Source organism: Mycobacterium sp. IS-836 (assembly GCF_001954275.1).
Classification (GTDB): domain Bacteria; phylum Actinomycetota; class Actinomycetes; order Mycobacteriales; family Mycobacteriaceae; genus Mycobacterium.
Genome location: NZ_MBEU01000051.1, coordinates 1 through 16532, shown reverse-complemented (window position 1 = coordinate 16532; position 16532 = coordinate 1). Strand labels below are relative to the sequence as shown.

Genomic DNA, 16532 nt, shown 5'->3' with positions numbered 1-16532 from the left:
CCTACACCGGAATTGATCGCCGCGACCAACCGCATCGCCGACAACGAATCCCCACCCAAATCAAAGAACGAATCATCAACCCCCACGCGGGGCACCCCAAGCACCTCGGCATAAATCCCCGCCAGAATCTCCTCGCTCGGAGTGGCCGGGGCCCGATACCGTTCGGTGCCGTATTCGGGGGCGGGCAGCGCGCGAGTATCGAGCTTGCCATTGACCGTCACCGGCAACTCGTCGAGAACCACCACCGCGGCAGGCACCATCCAGGAAGGCAACCGTTTAGCCAACGCCGCACGCAAACCGCCCGGATCCGCCGCCCCGGTCACATATCCCACCAGCCGCTTATCGCCGGGACAGTCCTCGCGTGCGATCACCGCCGCCTGCTCAACGCCATCGAGAGCTGTTAGAGCGCTTTGGATTTCGCCGAGCTCGATACGATACCCACGAATCTTGACCTGCTCATCGGCACGGCCCACATAGTCCAGCTGCCCATCAGAGCGCCACCGCACCAAATCACCGGTGCGATACATCCGCTCCCCCGGCCCACCAAACGGACACGCCACAAACCGCGCCGCGGTCAACCCCGAACGGCGCCAATACCCAACCCCCACACCGCGACCCGCCAGGTACAACTCACCGATGACCCCGGCCGGAACCGGCCGCAACCAGCTGTCCAGCACAAAGAAGGCGGCACCGGACACCGGCGAACCGATCGGCGGCGCACCGGATCCCGCTGTCAGCGGCGCGCTCTTGGACGCCCACATCGTGGTCTCGGTTGGGCCGTAGACGTTGATCATCAGTCGCCCGGGTGCCCACCGATCCACCAGTTCGGGCGGGCAGGGCTCAGCGCCGATCACCAACGCCGTCGACACGAGACCCTCGGTTGAGAGCATCCCCACCGCCGACGGGGTCTGGGTGAGCACGCTGACCCGCTCGCCGATCAGCAGCTTGTGGAAATCCTCCGGGGATCGGGCCACCTCATCGGGAACCACCACCAGCCGCCCACCGTGCAACAACGCGCCCCAGATCTCCCACACCGAAAAATCGAACGCGTACGAGTGAAACTGCGTCCACACCTGACCCGGGTCCAGTTTCAGGCCGGTATCCAGTGAGTCGAACAGCTGGGCGACGTTGTTATGGGTGACGGTGACCCCTTTGGGGACGCCGGTGGTGCCCGAGGTGTAGATCAGGTGGGCAAGGTCATCGGGGTACGGCGACGGCAGCGCGGTGCTGGGTTGGGTCCCCACCGCGGGGTCATCGATAAAAATGACCGGCACGTCATGCCAGGCCAGCCGATCAGCCAAGCTGGTGGTCGTGATCACGGTGAGAGGCGCGGCATCGCCGAGCATGAACCCGATCCGCGGCCCAGGCAGTGACGGGTCGATCGGCAGATACGCCGCCCCGCTCTTCAAAACCGCCAAGATCGCCACGATCGCCTCGGCCGACCGCGAAAACAGCAGTGCCACACACTCACCCGCGCCGGCGCCCTCGGCGGCCAACAGGTGCGCCAACCGATTCGCCGCCTCGTCCAGCTCCCGGTAGGTCATGGACAAGCCCCGGCAAGTCAGCGCGACCGCCTCGGGCGTGCGCGCCACCTGCGCGGCGAACAACCCCGGAATCGAGTCCGTCGTCACGGGCTGGCTCAGCACCGCCCGGTTGCCCCACCCGTCCAGGCGGGCGCGCTCACCGGCGTCCAGCACATCCACCGATGACAACCGTCGCGTGGGTTCGGTGGTTAGCGCCTCCAGCACCCGCCGGAAACCTTCGGCGATCGTTTCGACGATCGCCTCGTCGAAGGCATCGGCGTCGTATTCGAGGCGCAGGCCCAATTCGTGACCGGCCATGGCTTGCATCGTCAGCGGATAGTGGTTGTATTCGCGGCTGGTGAACGAGGCGATGTTCAACCCGTCATCCCCCGCCAATGCGCTCGTGTCGACCGGGTAGTTCTCAAATACGAACAGGGTGTCGAAAAGTTGCTCGTGGCCGGTGACGCGGTGGATTTCGCTTAGCGACAGATGTTGGTGTTCAAGCGTTTTGCTGTGGGCGCGTCGCAGCTGGTCGAGCAGGCCGGCGGCGGTCGTTGTCGGTGTGATGTTGGCCCGCACCGGCACGGTGTTGATCAGCAGACCCACCATCGAGTCCGCGCCGGGGACCTCCGCCGGCCGCCCCGAGACCGCGGCACCGAAGGTGACGTCATGGTGCCCGGTCAGCCACATCAGTACCTGCGCCCAGGCGGCCTGCAGCACGGTGTTGACGGTGGTGTGATGCGTGCGGGCCAGCTCGGTGAGCGCGCGGGTGGTGTGCCCCGGCACCCGGTACGACGCGACGCCACGCTTCCCGTGCCCCACCCGCTCCGGCGGGCCCACCAATGTGGGTGTGTCGAAGCCGGCGAACGCCTCGCGCCAGGCCGCGCGGGCGGCATCCATGTCTCGATCGGCCAGCCACGCAACGAATCTGCGGTACGGGACCACGCCGGGCAATCGCTGCCCGTAGTAGGCGGCGAAGATTTCTCGGAGCAGGATCGGCAGCGACCAACCGTCGAGCACGATGTGATGGAAGGTCAGCACAAAGCGGTGCTCGTCGGGTGCCGTGCGGATCAACGCGGCCCGAGCGGCCGGCTGGTCGGCGAGATCACGGACCGCGGCACGTTCGGCGGCACCGAGCCGCTCGATCTGCTGATCGACGTCGCCGCCGCCGAGTTCGACGTACCGCCACGCCGGCGCGGGATCAGCGGGGATGACCTGCACCGGCTTCCCGAACTGCTCCCAGAATCGGGCCGCCACATTCGGATGCCGGTTGACCATCGTGTGGACCGCATCGCGCAGCCGGTGCGGATCGAGCGGACCGCTCAATGTGACATCGAGCTGTACGGCATAGAGATCGTCGCCGCCTCGCGCGGCCCTGGCGTGAAAGAGCAGTCCTTGCTGCAGTGGGGTCAGCGGAAGCACGTCAGCGATCCGCATTGTGCCACTGAGCTCGTCGATCTGCTGCTGGCTCAGACCGGTGAGCGCGATGTCGGACGGCGTCAGCCCGCCGCCACCGCTTTGCACATGCGCGCAGATGCCGGCCAGCGCGTCAAACCACAGCCGGCCCAACCGGCTGATCTGCGCGCGATCGAAAGCCGATGGCGCCCAAGTCCAATCGGCGCGTAGGCACGGTCCGGCGTCGCCGTCAACCGTGCCCGCGTTGAGCTCGACGGAGTGCGCGAGCGGCATCGGTGTGGCCGCCGCGACGCCGGTCAACGACAGGCTGTCGGGGCAGACTCGCCAGAGTTCGTCGGACCTCTCGGAGCCCGCGGCTCCGAGGCGCCCCAGGTAGTTGAACCCGATCGGCGGGTCGGTGTCGGCCAGATCGACATCGATGTTCAAGTACCGCAACATCCCGTAGGTCAATCCGTCCGGGTGAGCGCGAAGCTGTTCCTTGGCGTCCTTGACGAGCACACCCACTCGCGGGTGGCCGGCGATCACCTGGGCCCAGGACAGTCCGCCAACCTTCAGGGCCACCGGGTATTTAGTGGTGAACCAGCCCACGGTGCGGGACAGGTCGACATCGGCAGCCAGTTCCTCGTCACGTCCGTGGCCCTCGACGTCGATGCCGATTGGCGTCGCGCTGTCGCCCGCAAACTCGGTCAGCGCCAAGGCAAATCCGATCAACAAGACGTCTTGCACCCCGGCATGGAACGCCGCCGGCACCTCACCGAGCAGCAGCCGGGTGGTCTCGACATCCAGCTGCACCGATAAATGCCCAGCCGTGGCGAACGTGTCGACCTCCGGTTGCACCGCGGGCAACGCGGCGGGGGTGGCGGCCACCTGCCGCCAGGCCTCGGCCTGACCGACCACGTCCGGGTGGTGGGCGCGCTCGGCCAGCAGCGAGGCCCACCGCGCAAACGACGTCCCGCCCGCCGGCAATGCCACCGGCTCGCCGCTGCGGTGCTGGGCCCACGCAATGTTCAAGTCCTCCAACAGGATTCGCCACGATACGCCGTCGACGGCGAGATGATGAATGATCAACGCCAATTGGCCCGTGGGCGACACCCACAACGCGCTGACCATCATTCCGGCGGCCGGGTTCAACCTAGAGCGGCCCGACACCAGCGCCGCACCGGAGAACACGTCGACGACTTGCAGGCACTCGCGCGCATCCACCGACCCGGGCTGGGGCACGGTCAGCGACCGGTCCTCGTCGACACGCAGCCGCAACATGGCATGCCGATCCAGCAGGGCCTGCAGCACGACCACGACGTCGGCCTGGGTCGTCCCGGCGGGAGCCTGCACCACCATGGTCTGGTTGAACTGCTCCACCGGTCCGTCGATGCCCCGCAGCCACTGGATGATCGGGGTGGCCACCACCGGCCCGACACCGTCATCGGTCGCGTCAGCGACACCGGTGGCCACCGCGGCCACCCGCGCCAGCCGGGCGACGGTCTGCTCGACGAAGATGTCACGCGGCCGGCACACCAGGCCGGCGGCACGCGCGCGCGTTACCACCTGCATCGACGAGATGCTGTCCCCGCCAAGGTCAAAGAAGGAGTCGTCGACCCCGACCTGCTCCAACCCGAGCACCTGGGCGTAGATGCCGGCCAGAATCTCCTCGACGGCTCCATCCGGGGCGCGGTACCGCTCACCATCTCCGTAGTTGGGCGCCGGCAGGCGGCGGGTGTCGAGTTTCCCGTTGGCCGTCAACGGCAGCTCATCGATCGCCAGCACCGCGGCCGGCACCATGTACGCGGGCAGCCGCTCGGCCAGAGAGGCACGGATGTCGCGCGGATCCGCCGTTCCAGTGACGTAGCCGACCAAGCGTTTGTCGCCGGGGCGGTCCTCGCGGGCGATCACCGCGGCGTGCCGCACCCCCTCGAGTTCGGTTAGGGCGGTGTGGATTTCGCCGAGTTCGATGCGATACCCGCGGATCTTGACCTGCTCGTCGGCACGCCCCAGATACCGCAGCTGCCCGTCAACACCCCACGACACCAGGTCGCCGGTGCGATACATCCGACCCCCGCCGAACGGGCACGCCACAAACCGCGACGCGGTCAACCCCGAACGGCCCACATAACCGACGCCCACCCCGGCGCCGGCCACATACAACTCACCGACCACCCCGACCGGCACCGGACGTAACCACTCGTCGAGCACGAACAACGCCGCCGCCGGCACCGGCGCGCCGATCGGCACCACCCCCGACTCCGGACTCAGCGGAGCGCTGATCGCCACGCACATCGTCGTCTCGGTGGGGCCATACGCGTTGACCATCACCCTTCCGGGCGCCCACCGCTCCACCACTTCGACCGGGCAGGCCTCACCGACCACCACCAATGCCGCCGACTCCAGCCCCCGCGGGGACAGCGCGGCCACGGCCGACGGGGTCTGGGTCAGCACGCTGACCTGTTCCCTGACCAACAGGTCGTGGAAGTCCTCCGGTGAGGCGGCGACCTCCTCGGGCACCACGACCACGCGGCCCCCACGCAACAGTGCGCCGAAGATCTCCCACACCGACACGTCGAACGCCAACGAATGACACAGCGGCCACACGCCTGGGCGCGGCAGGCCGGTGTCCAACGCCGCCAACAACTGGGTCACGTTGCGGTGAGTGATCGCAACGCCTTTGGGCACGCCGGTCGTGCCGGACGTGTAAATCAGGTACGCGGGATCGTCCGCGGCCGGTGCCGGCGGCGCGGTGCAGGGCTGGGAGTCGATCGCGGGGTCGTCGATATCGATGACTCGCAGATCTCGGCCGTCCAGCCGACCGGCCAGCGCGGCGACGGTGAGCACGGCGACCGGCCCGGCGTCGTCGAGCACGAACCCGATCCGCTCCGTCGGCACAGTCGGGTCGATCGGCAGGTACGCCGCCCCGGTCTTGAGCACCGCCAGAATCGCGACGATCGCCTCGGCCGAGCGGGGCAACAGCAGCGCCACACACCCACCCGCTCCGACGCGCTCACTAATCAGCAAGTGCGCCAACCGGTTTGCCGCCTCATCTAGCTCGCGGTAGGTCATGGCGTCGTTTCCCGCGCTGATCGCCACCGCCTCGGGAGCGGCGGCGACCTGCTCGCCGAACAACGCCGGAACCGACAGCGGCGGCGGCGCGGGCGCGGTCAACACCGCCCCGTTACCCCAGTCCTGCAGGCGGGCCCGCTCGACGTCGTCGAGCACCTCCACCGACGACAACCGCCGCGCCGGATCGGCGGTCAGGGCCTCCAGCACCCGCCTCAACCGCTCGATCAGCGTGTGGATGGTGGCCGCGTCGAACACATCGGTGCGAAACTCGACCGCCCCGCCGATCCCGGCCGCCGCACCGGCCGGGGTCCAGCGCTCGGCCAACGACAACGACAGGTCCATGCGCGCGGTGTGGGTGTCCATCGGCAGCCGTGTCGCCCGCACGTCCCCCAGGGCCAGCCCGGCGACCGGTTCGTTGCTCTGCCAGGCCAGCATCACCTGCACCAGTGGGTGATGGGCGAGGCTTCGGGTGGGGTTGAGCCGCTCCACGAGCACCTCGAACGGCACATCCTGATGCTCGTAAGCGGCCAGGCTGCGCGCGCGCACCTGGGCGAGCAACTCGGCCACGGTGGGATCGCCGGTCAAGTCGACCCGCAACACCAGGGTGTTGACGAAAAAGCCCACCACCGCATCCAGCGCGGGGTCACGCCGGCCCGCGATTGGGAAGCCAACGGCCACATCGCGGTTCGCGCCGAGCTTGCCCAACAACACCGTCAGGGCGGCCTGCACCACCATGAAAGGCGTCGCATTGTGTTCGCGGGCCAGCCGAGCGATCCGGCGCTGCAACTCCGCGGGCCACTCCACGGGCGCCGTGGCTCCTCCGTGATCGGCCACCGGCGGATAGGGCCGATCGGTGGGCAAGGTCAGGCGCTCGGGCATCCCCGACAACGCCTGCTCCCAATACGCCAGCTGCTCGCCGATGTGGCTAGCACTGTCGTCGAGGTCGCCCAACCGGGCGCGCTGCCACAATGTGTAGTCGACATACTGCACCGCCAACGGCGCCCAACCGGGGGCCCGGCCCTGCCGTCGCGCCCGATACGCCTCGCCCAGATCAGCCACCAGCGGAGTGATCGACCAGCCATCGGCCGCGATGTGGTGGACCACCGCCACCAACACATGCTCGTCGTCGCCAACCCGGAAAAGCCTTGCCCGCAACGGGATCTCGCTTGCCAGATCAAACGCGTAGTGCGCCGTTTCGTCGATGGCCTCAGCCAGTCTGGCCGCCGGCCAGCCGGTGGCATCCACCACGTGCCAACCGAAGTCGGCCCGCTTGGCGGGCATCACCACCTGCTGCGGGACGCCGCCGGGGGCGGCGAACAGCGTGCGCAGGCTCTCGTGGCGGCCAACCACATCGGCCAGCGCGGCCCCCAACGCGTCGGCATCGAGCCGGCCGTCCAGCCGCAGCGCCACCGCCATGTTGTAGATCGGCGACGGCCCGTGTAGCTGGTCGATGAACCACAACCGGTTCTGCGCGAACGACAGGGGCAACACCGCGGGGCGGCGCATCGCCACCAACGGCTCGGGCAGGCCGTCACCACTACCGAGACGCGGCGCCAACCGGGCAACCGTGGGCGCGTCGAACACCGCGCGCACCGAAAGGTCCGCGCCCACACCGGAATTGACCGCCGCGACCAGGCGCATCGCCGAGAGGGAATCCCCACCCAAGTCGAAGAAGGAGTCGTCGACCCCGACCCGCTCCAGGCCGAGCACCCGGGCGTAGATCCCGGCCAGGATCTCCTCGGTCGGAGTGGCCGGGGCCCGGTAGCGCTCACCATCGCTGTAGTCCGGTGCCGGCAGCGCCCGCTTGTCGAGCTTGCCGTTAGGTGTCAACGGCAGCGCATCCAGCGTCACCAGCGCCGCGGGCACCATGTACTCCGGCAACCGCTCGGCGAGTGCGGCACGCAGCCGAGCAGGGTCGGCGCTCCCAGTCACGTAACCGACCAGCCGCTTGTCGCCGGGGCGATCCTCGCGGGCGATCACCGCCGCGTGCCGCACACCCGCGAGCCCGGCCAGGGCGGTCTGAACTTCGCCGAGCTCGATGCGATACCCGCGGATCTTGACCTGCTCGTCGGCGCGGCCCAGATACTCCAGCTGGCCATCGGAACGCCATCGCACCAAATCGCCGGTGCGATACATCCGCCCTCCGCCGAACGGGCACGCCACAAAGCGCGATGCGGTCAACCCCGAACGGCCCACATAGCCGAGGCCCACCCCGGCGCCGGCGACGTACAACTCGCCCACCACCCCGACCGGCACCGGACGCAGCCAGCCATCGAGCACGAAGAAGCCCAGATGCGCCAACGGTTTCCCGATCGGGCTGACAGTGCCATCGACGTCGCGGTCGACGATCTCGCGGAACGACGCGTGCACCGTGGTCTCGGTGGTGCCATACATGTTGATCAGCTGCGGCAACCCCGGGTGACCGTCCATCCAGCCGGCGAGCCGCTGCGGCTCCAGCGCCTCGCCGGCGAAGATCACCGTCTGCAGCTTCAGTTGGCCGCCCAGTTCGGGTGCCAGCGCATCCGCGGTCTGCAGCGCATAAAACGCCGACGGGGTCTGGCTCAGCACTCCGACCTGCTCTGCGACCAGCAGGCTGTGGAAAACCTCCGGCGAGCGGGCCACCGCCTCCGGCACGACGACCAACCGGCCGCCATGCAACAGCGCGCCGAAGATCTCCCACACCGAGACGTCGAAGGCCAACGAATGCCACTGCGACCACACCTGACCCGCCAACTCCAAGCTGTCGTCCAGTGACGCCAACAGCTCGATGACGTTGCGGTGGGTGATCGCCACGCCCTTGGGCACCCCGGTCGTACCCGAGGTGTAGATCACGTACGCGATGTCGTCGGGGGCCGGCGCCGTCGGAGCGGTGCTCGGCTGGGCGTCCACTTCGGGGTCGTTGACGTCGACGACGAGCAGGTCGTGGCCGTCCAGCCGCTCGATCGATTCGGTGGTGGTGATGGCCGCGATCGGCGCGGCATCACCAACCATGAAGGCGATGCGCGCGTTCGGCACCGCCGGGTCGATCGGCAGATACGCCGCGCCGGTCTTCAACACCGCCAGGATCGCGACAATCGCCTCGGTAGACCGCGAAAACAGCAGCGCCACACGCTGTCCGGGGCCGGCCCCCGCGGCGGCCAACACATGCGCCAGCAGGTTCGCGGCCTCGTCCAACTCCCGGTACGTCATGCCGCGGCCGGCGAAGCTGATCGCCATCGCATCGGGGGTCCGGGCCGCCTGCGCCGCGAATGCCTGGGGAAGCGACACGGTCGGCGATGCCGGCGCGGTCAACGCCGGGCGATTGCCCCATCCGGCGAGCCGGGTGTGCTCGGCCGCATCGAGCACATCCACCGACGACAACCGCCGGGTCGGGTCGGCGGTCATCGCCACCAGCACCCGCCGGAGCCGCCCGATCAGCGTTTGGACGCTGGCGGTGTCGAAAACGTCGGTGCGAAATTCGACGGTCCCGCCGATTCCGGCGGGCTCACCGGTGTCGGTCCATCGTTCGGACAGGGTGAACGTCAGGTCGATGCGGGCGGTGCAGGTGTCCACGGGCAGCGGCGTGACGCGTAGATCGCCCAGCGCCAGCCGCGGCGTTGGGCTGTTGTCCTGCCCGGCAAAGTTCTGCCAGGCCAGTAACACCTGCACCAGTGGGTGATGGGTCAGGCTCCGGGTGGGGTTGAGCCGCTCCACCAGCGCCTCGAAAGGCACGTCCTGGTGCTCGTGGGCGGCCAGGCTGCGCTGCTGCACCTGCGCGAGCAGCTCGGCGACGGTGGGGTCGCCGGCCAGGTCGACACGCAACACCAACGTGTTGATGAAAAACCCGACCAGCCCCTCGAGCGCGGGATCGCGGCGCCCCGCCACCGGGAAGCCGATCGCCACATCCCGGCTGGCGCTCACCTGACCCAACAGCACCGCGAGCGCGGCCTGCACGACCATGAAGCTGCTGGCGTTGTGCTCGCGAGCCAGCCGGGCCACCCGCTGCTGCAGTTGGGCCGGCCAGTCCACCTCGACGCTGGCCCCGCGGTAGTCGGCGACCGGCGGGTAGGGCCGATCGGTGGGCAACTGCAGGCGCTCGGGCATCCCGGCCAGGGCGCGCTCCCAGTAGGCCAGCTGGCCGGCGATCCGACTTTCGTCGTCGTCGAGCTCGCCCAGCAGCTCGCGCTGCCACAGCGTGTAATCGACGTACTGCACCGGCAATTCGGTCCAGCCCGGCGCCCGCCCAGCAGATCGCGCGTCATACGCCACACCGATATCCGCCGCCAACACGTTGAGCGACCAGCCGTCGGCGGCAATGTGGTGCACCACGGCGACCAGCAGGTGTTCGTCGTCGGCGTTACGGAAAAGTCTTGCCCGCAACGGGATCTCGGTCGCCAGGTCGAAAGCGTGGCCGGTGACCGCGGCGACGGCCTCCTCCAGCCGTTCGCCCGACCAGCCGGCGGCATCGATGACCTGCCAACCGAAGTCCGCACCCTCGGCGGGCATCACCACCTGTCGGGGCATGCCGTCGGCCGCGGCAAAGAGGGTGCGCAGGCTCTCGTGGCGGCCTACCACATCGGCCAGCGCCGCGCCCAATGCCTCGACGTCGAGACGCCCGTCGAGCCACAGCGCCACCGCCACGTTGTAAACCGGCGACGGCCCCTCGAGTTGGTCGATAAACCACAACCGGCTCTGGGCAAACGACAACGGGATCGCCGCGGGCCGCTGCCGTGCCGTCAACGCCACCGCCGCCGGTTCCCCGGCGTGCGCGCCGATCCACTCGGCAAGGCCGGCCACGGTGGGCGCGTCGAACAGCGCGCGGATCGGGACCTCGACGCCGAGCTCGGCGTTCACCCGGGCGACCAGCCGGGTGGCCGACAACGAATGCCCGCCCAGGTCGAAGAACCCGTCATCGATGCCGAGCCGCGTCACCCCGACGATCTCGGCGAACAGGCCGGCCAGCACCCGTTCCCGGTCATTGCGGGGCGCCCGATAGGCCGTGGCGCCCACGAATTCCGGAGCCGGCAGCCTTCGCTTGTCGAGTTTGCCGTTGACCGTCAACGGCAGCGACTCCATCAGCATGATCGCCGCCGGCACCATGAACTCCGGCAGCCGGTCGGCCGCGAAGCGCCGCAACTCGGCTGCCCGTTCGCTCGCCGACGGGTCGTTGACATACCCGGCTAGCGAAGCCACTGGGGTGGCTGGCAGGTAGAGATCCGACAGCGCCGCGTCGGTGGCGCGGGTGAAGATCAGATCCACCAGGCCGGCCGTCGCCGACCAGGTCACCGCCGTGGCATAGCCCAGTTCCCGGCCCAACGCGTGACACTCGTTCGGTAACACCGCACCGGGTGCGGTCAGGCCGGCACGCAATGCACTGACGGGCACCCGATCGTCGGCCTCGGCCAGCGCCCGTGCCAGGGCCACATCGGGCCAGATCCCGCCGTGCGGCACCCCGGTCACCCGCAGCCCCGGCACGGGCCGCGACCGCAGAAACTCCTCCAGTGCGGCCAGGTTGCCAAACCGCTGCCACGGATGCGACGCCAGATCCGCCATCGAGTCCACCGTCGCAGGCGCCTTACGCAGCACCACCTCATAGCGGTAACCGCTCAGCTCGTTGAGCGCCCGCATTCCGTTGAGCCGCACGTCGACCGCGGCAATGCCGGGCAGGTGCTCGGGCAGACCCGCAAAGAATTCCGGCGCCAACAACAGTTCCTGCTCGGCGAGCATTTCCCGGCGGACCCGCTCGCGCGTCACCGCGGCGGTGTCCTCGGCGGTTTCGGCGCACACGACCCCGGTGGTGAACTCCCGCAACAGCGAGAGGTTGCGGACGTCACCGATGAACAACGCCCCGCCCGGCGCCAGCAACCGCATTGCGACCGCCAGGACATCCAGCAGATAGCCCGCGTTGGGGAAGTACTGGACCACCGAATTGAGCACCACGACATCGAAATGGCCTTCGGGCAACCCCTCGGCCGTGTCGGCCGGCTGTGCCCGCAACCGCACCCGATCGGCCCACGGCTGCCCGGCCACCGCCGCCTGCAGCGCCTGGATCATCGGCGCCGAGAAGTCGGTGCCCCAATACTCGTCGCAGTCCGGGGCCAGCTGCGCCAGCAACAGACCGGAGCCGACCCCGATCTCCAGCAACCGGCGCGCGCCCAACCCGCGGATCCGATCCACCGCGGCTTCCCGCCAATCGCGCATCTGGTCGAGCGGGATGGGCGCCCCGGTATAGCTGCTGTTCCAGCCCTCGAAGTCCTCCCCCAAGACGGGCTGCTCGCCAGCCGCGTGGGTCGACCCCGAATAGAGGCCCTCATACACTCCGTGCCATTGCTCGACGAGTTGCGCTTCTCGCTCCGGCTCCCGCGTCAGCATCATCTGCTGATCCAGGACCACATAGCCCACCAACCGCGTGTCGCCGGGTTGGTCCTCGCGAGCGATCACCGCCGCCCGCCCCACTCGCGGGTGGGCCGACAGCGCGGACTGGACTTCGCCAAGTTCGATGCGGTATCCGCGGATCTTGACCTGCTCGTCGGCGCGGCCCAAATACTGCAGCTGTCCGTCGGCGTCCCAGCACACCAGGTCCCCGGTGCGATACATGCGTGTTCCCGGCTCGCCGAATGGGCAGGCCACAAACCGCGACGCGGTCAACCCGGTTCGGCGCGCATATCCATAGCCCACGCCGCGGCCGGCCACATACAACTCGCCGACGACGCCCGCCGGCACCGGCCGCAACCACCCGTCAAGCACGAGCAGCGCCGCCCCCGGCACCGGCGAACCGATCGGCGCACCGAAACCCGGCCGCAACGGCGCGCTTATCGCCGCATACACCGTCGTCTCGGTCGGGCCGTAGGCGTTGATCATCACCCGCCCGGGCGCCCAGCGGTCCACGACATCGGCGGGGCAGGCCTCACCTGCCACCACCAGCGCCGTCGACTTCAGCCCCTCGGGTGACAAGGCCGCGACCGCCGAGGGGGTTTGGCACAACACGCTGACCCGCTCGGCGACCAGCAGCGCGTGGAAGTCTTCCGGTGAGCGGACCACCTCCTCGGGCACCACCACCAGCCGCCCACCGTGCAACAACGCGCCCCATATCTCCCACACCGAGACGTCGAAGGCCAACGAATGCCACTGCGACCACACGCCGGCGCGGGGCAGGCCGGCATCCAGCGTCTGCACCAGCTGGGTCACGCTCTGGTGGCTGACCGCAACGCCTTTCGGAACGCCGGTCGTGCCCGAGGTGTAAATGAGGTAGGCGATGTCGTCGCCGGCCGGGGCGGGTAGCGCGGTGCGGGGTTGGCCGGCGACGGCGGGATCGTCGATCTCGACGACGGGCAGCCCGGACCCGTCCAGCCGCGCCCGCAGCCCGGCCACGGTGATCGCGGCGATCGGCGTGGCGTCGGCGAGCATGAACTCGATGCGGGCCGCGGGCAGCGCGGGATCGATCGGCAGATACGCCGCTCCGGTCTTGAGCACCGCGGCAATCCCGACGATCGCCTCGGCCGACCGCGTGAACAGTAGCGCGACGCACTCGCCTGGCCGCGCACCCCGACCACGTAGCAAGTGCGCCAACCGGTTCGCTGCCTCGTCGAGCTCGCGGTAGGTCCACGAGCGCTCCCCACAAGTCAGCGCCGCGGCCTCGGGGGTACGCGCCACCTGCGCGGCGAACAGCTCCGGAATGGACGCCGATGTGCCCGGCCGCTCGGTCAGCACTGACCGGTTACCCCACCCATCCAGCCGCGCGTACTCAGCGGCATCCAGAGCGTCGAGCGACGGCAACGGCCGCTCCGGGTCCGCGATCATCGCCGCTAGCACTCGCTCCAATTGCCGCGCTAAATCGTCGGCGGCGCAATTCGCAAACAATTGCCCGGCACCCGCCGTGCTGAGAAAAAGCTCATCTCCGTCCCTGGTGAATAGCAACCCGAACTGGTCCACAAGCCCGGAATTGGTCAGCGTCGCCGATGCCGGGGAACCGCCGAGATCGGCCATATAGGTGGGCGGAATGAAATTGACGATTACGCGATTCGGTGCCCGGCCCGAGCCACGGGAACGCGCCGCATTCTCCAGAAAGTGCACCGGGAACCGTTGATGCTGCAACGCTTCCCGCATTCGGGCGTCGACCTGTTCGCAAAAGGCGGCGACGGTGGATTGCGGCGAAGTCCTGAACACCAGCGGGACCACCCCGGAGATCATTCCGGGCACCAGCTTTGTCTCTGGGCTCACGCGCCTGGTGACCGGAAGATCGAGCACGACTTCCGTGCCCTCGGCGTCGTACCGGCGCACCAGCAGCGCACAGGCCGCGGTGATCACCGACGAGCGACGCACCCCCAACGCACGCGACAAGTCGCGGATGCCGGAGACGACGACGGGATCCAGTGGAACGGGCTCGGAACACTCATCCGAGTCACTGCCGCCCGCGTCGTCCGCGACGCGATGAGCCAGTTCCCTTTCCGCCGGCAGGTGCTCAGCCCAATAGGCCTCGTCCTCGAGGTACTCGGCCGAACGCTTGTATGCCGATTCGCACTCGATCAGGTCGCGCAGCGAGCCGAAGATGGCGGGAGGAATCGGCTCCCCCGCGGCAATTGCGTTGTAGACGGCGGCAATCCGGTGACAGAAAAGACCCAGGCCCAGGCCGTCCGCGACGATGTGGTGGCAGCAGACGAAGAAATAAAACTCATCGATCCGCGTCTGCATCAACGCGAATCTGAACAGCGCGCCGCTGAACGGCATCGGCGTGGCTTGAATCGATGACGCCAATCGGTAGGCGTCCTCGGCGGGATCCTGCGAGTCGAGGAGGTCGTAGCGAGCGAGCTCGACATCCGGATAGTCGACGACCCGCTGGAAGACGTGGCCGTCAACCTGGAAGAAGGCGGCCCTGAACGGCTCGGCCTCGTGCACCACCTGCCGGACGGCCGACTCGAACATGCCGACGTCAACCGGACCCGCGATTCGCACCAGCACGCCCAGCTGCCACTTGGCGCCGAACCGGCCCGTTTGCGTCGCAAGCCATATATCGAGTTGTCCGCGTGTCAGCGGAAGTGCTCGATTGTCTAGTTCCCCCGAAGTCCCCGACTCCGGCCGGTTCACCTCTTAGCGAACCGGCCCGTTACCAGCCTCTCGCGCAGAGTCGTCGGCCCTATGTCGGTCCAGTTCTTTTCGAAGGTCGGCCACCCCGGGCTGTAATGCGCTTTGCCGTGGGCCAAGACCCGAAACCTGACATCCCCCACGTCGAACGGATTGACACTCACCACTTCTCGCGATCTCCCGTGCTCTAATCGACATAAGTAGAACAAGTTCTAATACCATACTTGAGTCAAATAGCGCCAAACGCAGGGGGGCCGAAGCGGGCAAGACTACGGTCAGGGCCGCCCGGCGCGGGCGTACTTTTCCACCAGGTCAGCGGCCGCCGCGGCACTCTCGGCGGAGGTGGTCATACGGGCCGCGAGGACGCGGGCCCGGGCGGCGTATTCCGGGGCGAGAATCCGGCGGAGGTCCGTCACGAGTGTTTTCCGGGTGGCGCTCGAAAAGCGCCGAGCGGTGCCCACCTTCAGTCGTTTGACCCGCGCTCCCCAGATCGTCTGGTCGATGTCCGTCGAGAGGATCAACGTCGGGACTCCGGCGCGCAGGCCCAGAGCCGTGGTGCCGGTGCCGCCGTGGTGTACGACCGCCCGGCAAGCCGGAAAGAGCGTCGCATAGTTCATCGCTTCCACGACCTTGACGTGCTCGAGATGGCCGACGTCGCGGAAGTCGGTGCCGGCGGCGGTAACCAACGCCCGCTCGCCCAGGTCCGCGCAGGCCTCGGCGATCATGGCGATGGTGTCGGCCGGAGATTTCACCGGTGTGCTGCCGAAGCCGAAGAAAATCGGTGGCGTTCCCGCGGCGATCCACGACGCGACGTCTTCGTCGGCGTCCGTCGGCTGGTCGATCGTCAGCGCGCCGACAAAAGCCCGCCGACCGTTCCATTTCGCCCATTCGTCCGCCAGCCCGGGAAAACAGATCTCGTCGTAGGCCTGGATGTCCACCCATCCGCGTTCGGCGATCCGCCGCGGCAGCGGACGAGTGGCCTTCGGGAGACCCAGCTCGCGGCGCTGCACGTTCTCGAGCCTGCTCGCCGCACGCCAGGCCACCCACTCGTAGGCCGTCATGGCCGAACGGCCGACCCGCGGCGGCACGACCGACAGGAACTGGCCGCTGGCCCGCACCGGGAAGATATGCACGGTGGCCAATGGGATGTCGTGGTACTCCGCGACGTTGGCGGCGGGCTGCTCGAAATTCAGGCCGCTGACCAGTAAGTCGGCCCCGTCCGCCACCGACTTCAGCGTGGCGCAGATCTGATCCCAACCCTGGATGACGGGATCGGCTATTTCGTGTCGCAGCCTGATCAGGTGGCGGACCTTCCAGAAGTTGCGGAAGAAATCCGTCCAGAAGGTGCGGTGCGCATCCAGAATCGGCTGCACATCCGGGCCGAGAGCGACGGCCGCAAGCCCCACCGACTCGACGAAGCCGACCATGTCGGGCGGAACGGCCATGAGCACGTCGTGCCCGCGGCGTTGCAGCTCACGGGCT

2 protein-coding genes are annotated in these 16532 nt (G+C 68.5%); both read right to left on the bottom strand.

Features of this window, described 5'->3' with window-relative positions; translation table 11 throughout:
- A partial coding sequence (locus tag A5747_RS24620) for a non-ribosomal peptide synthetase (protein WP_142245578.1) occupies nucleotides 1–15053 on the bottom strand: 15053 nt, incomplete at its 3' end.
- 272 nt (nucleotides 15054–15325) lie between these two features.
- The coding region (locus A5747_RS13405) for a glycosyltransferase (RefSeq protein ID WP_198938187.1) at nucleotides 15326–16532 on the bottom strand (1207 nt) is incomplete at its 5' end.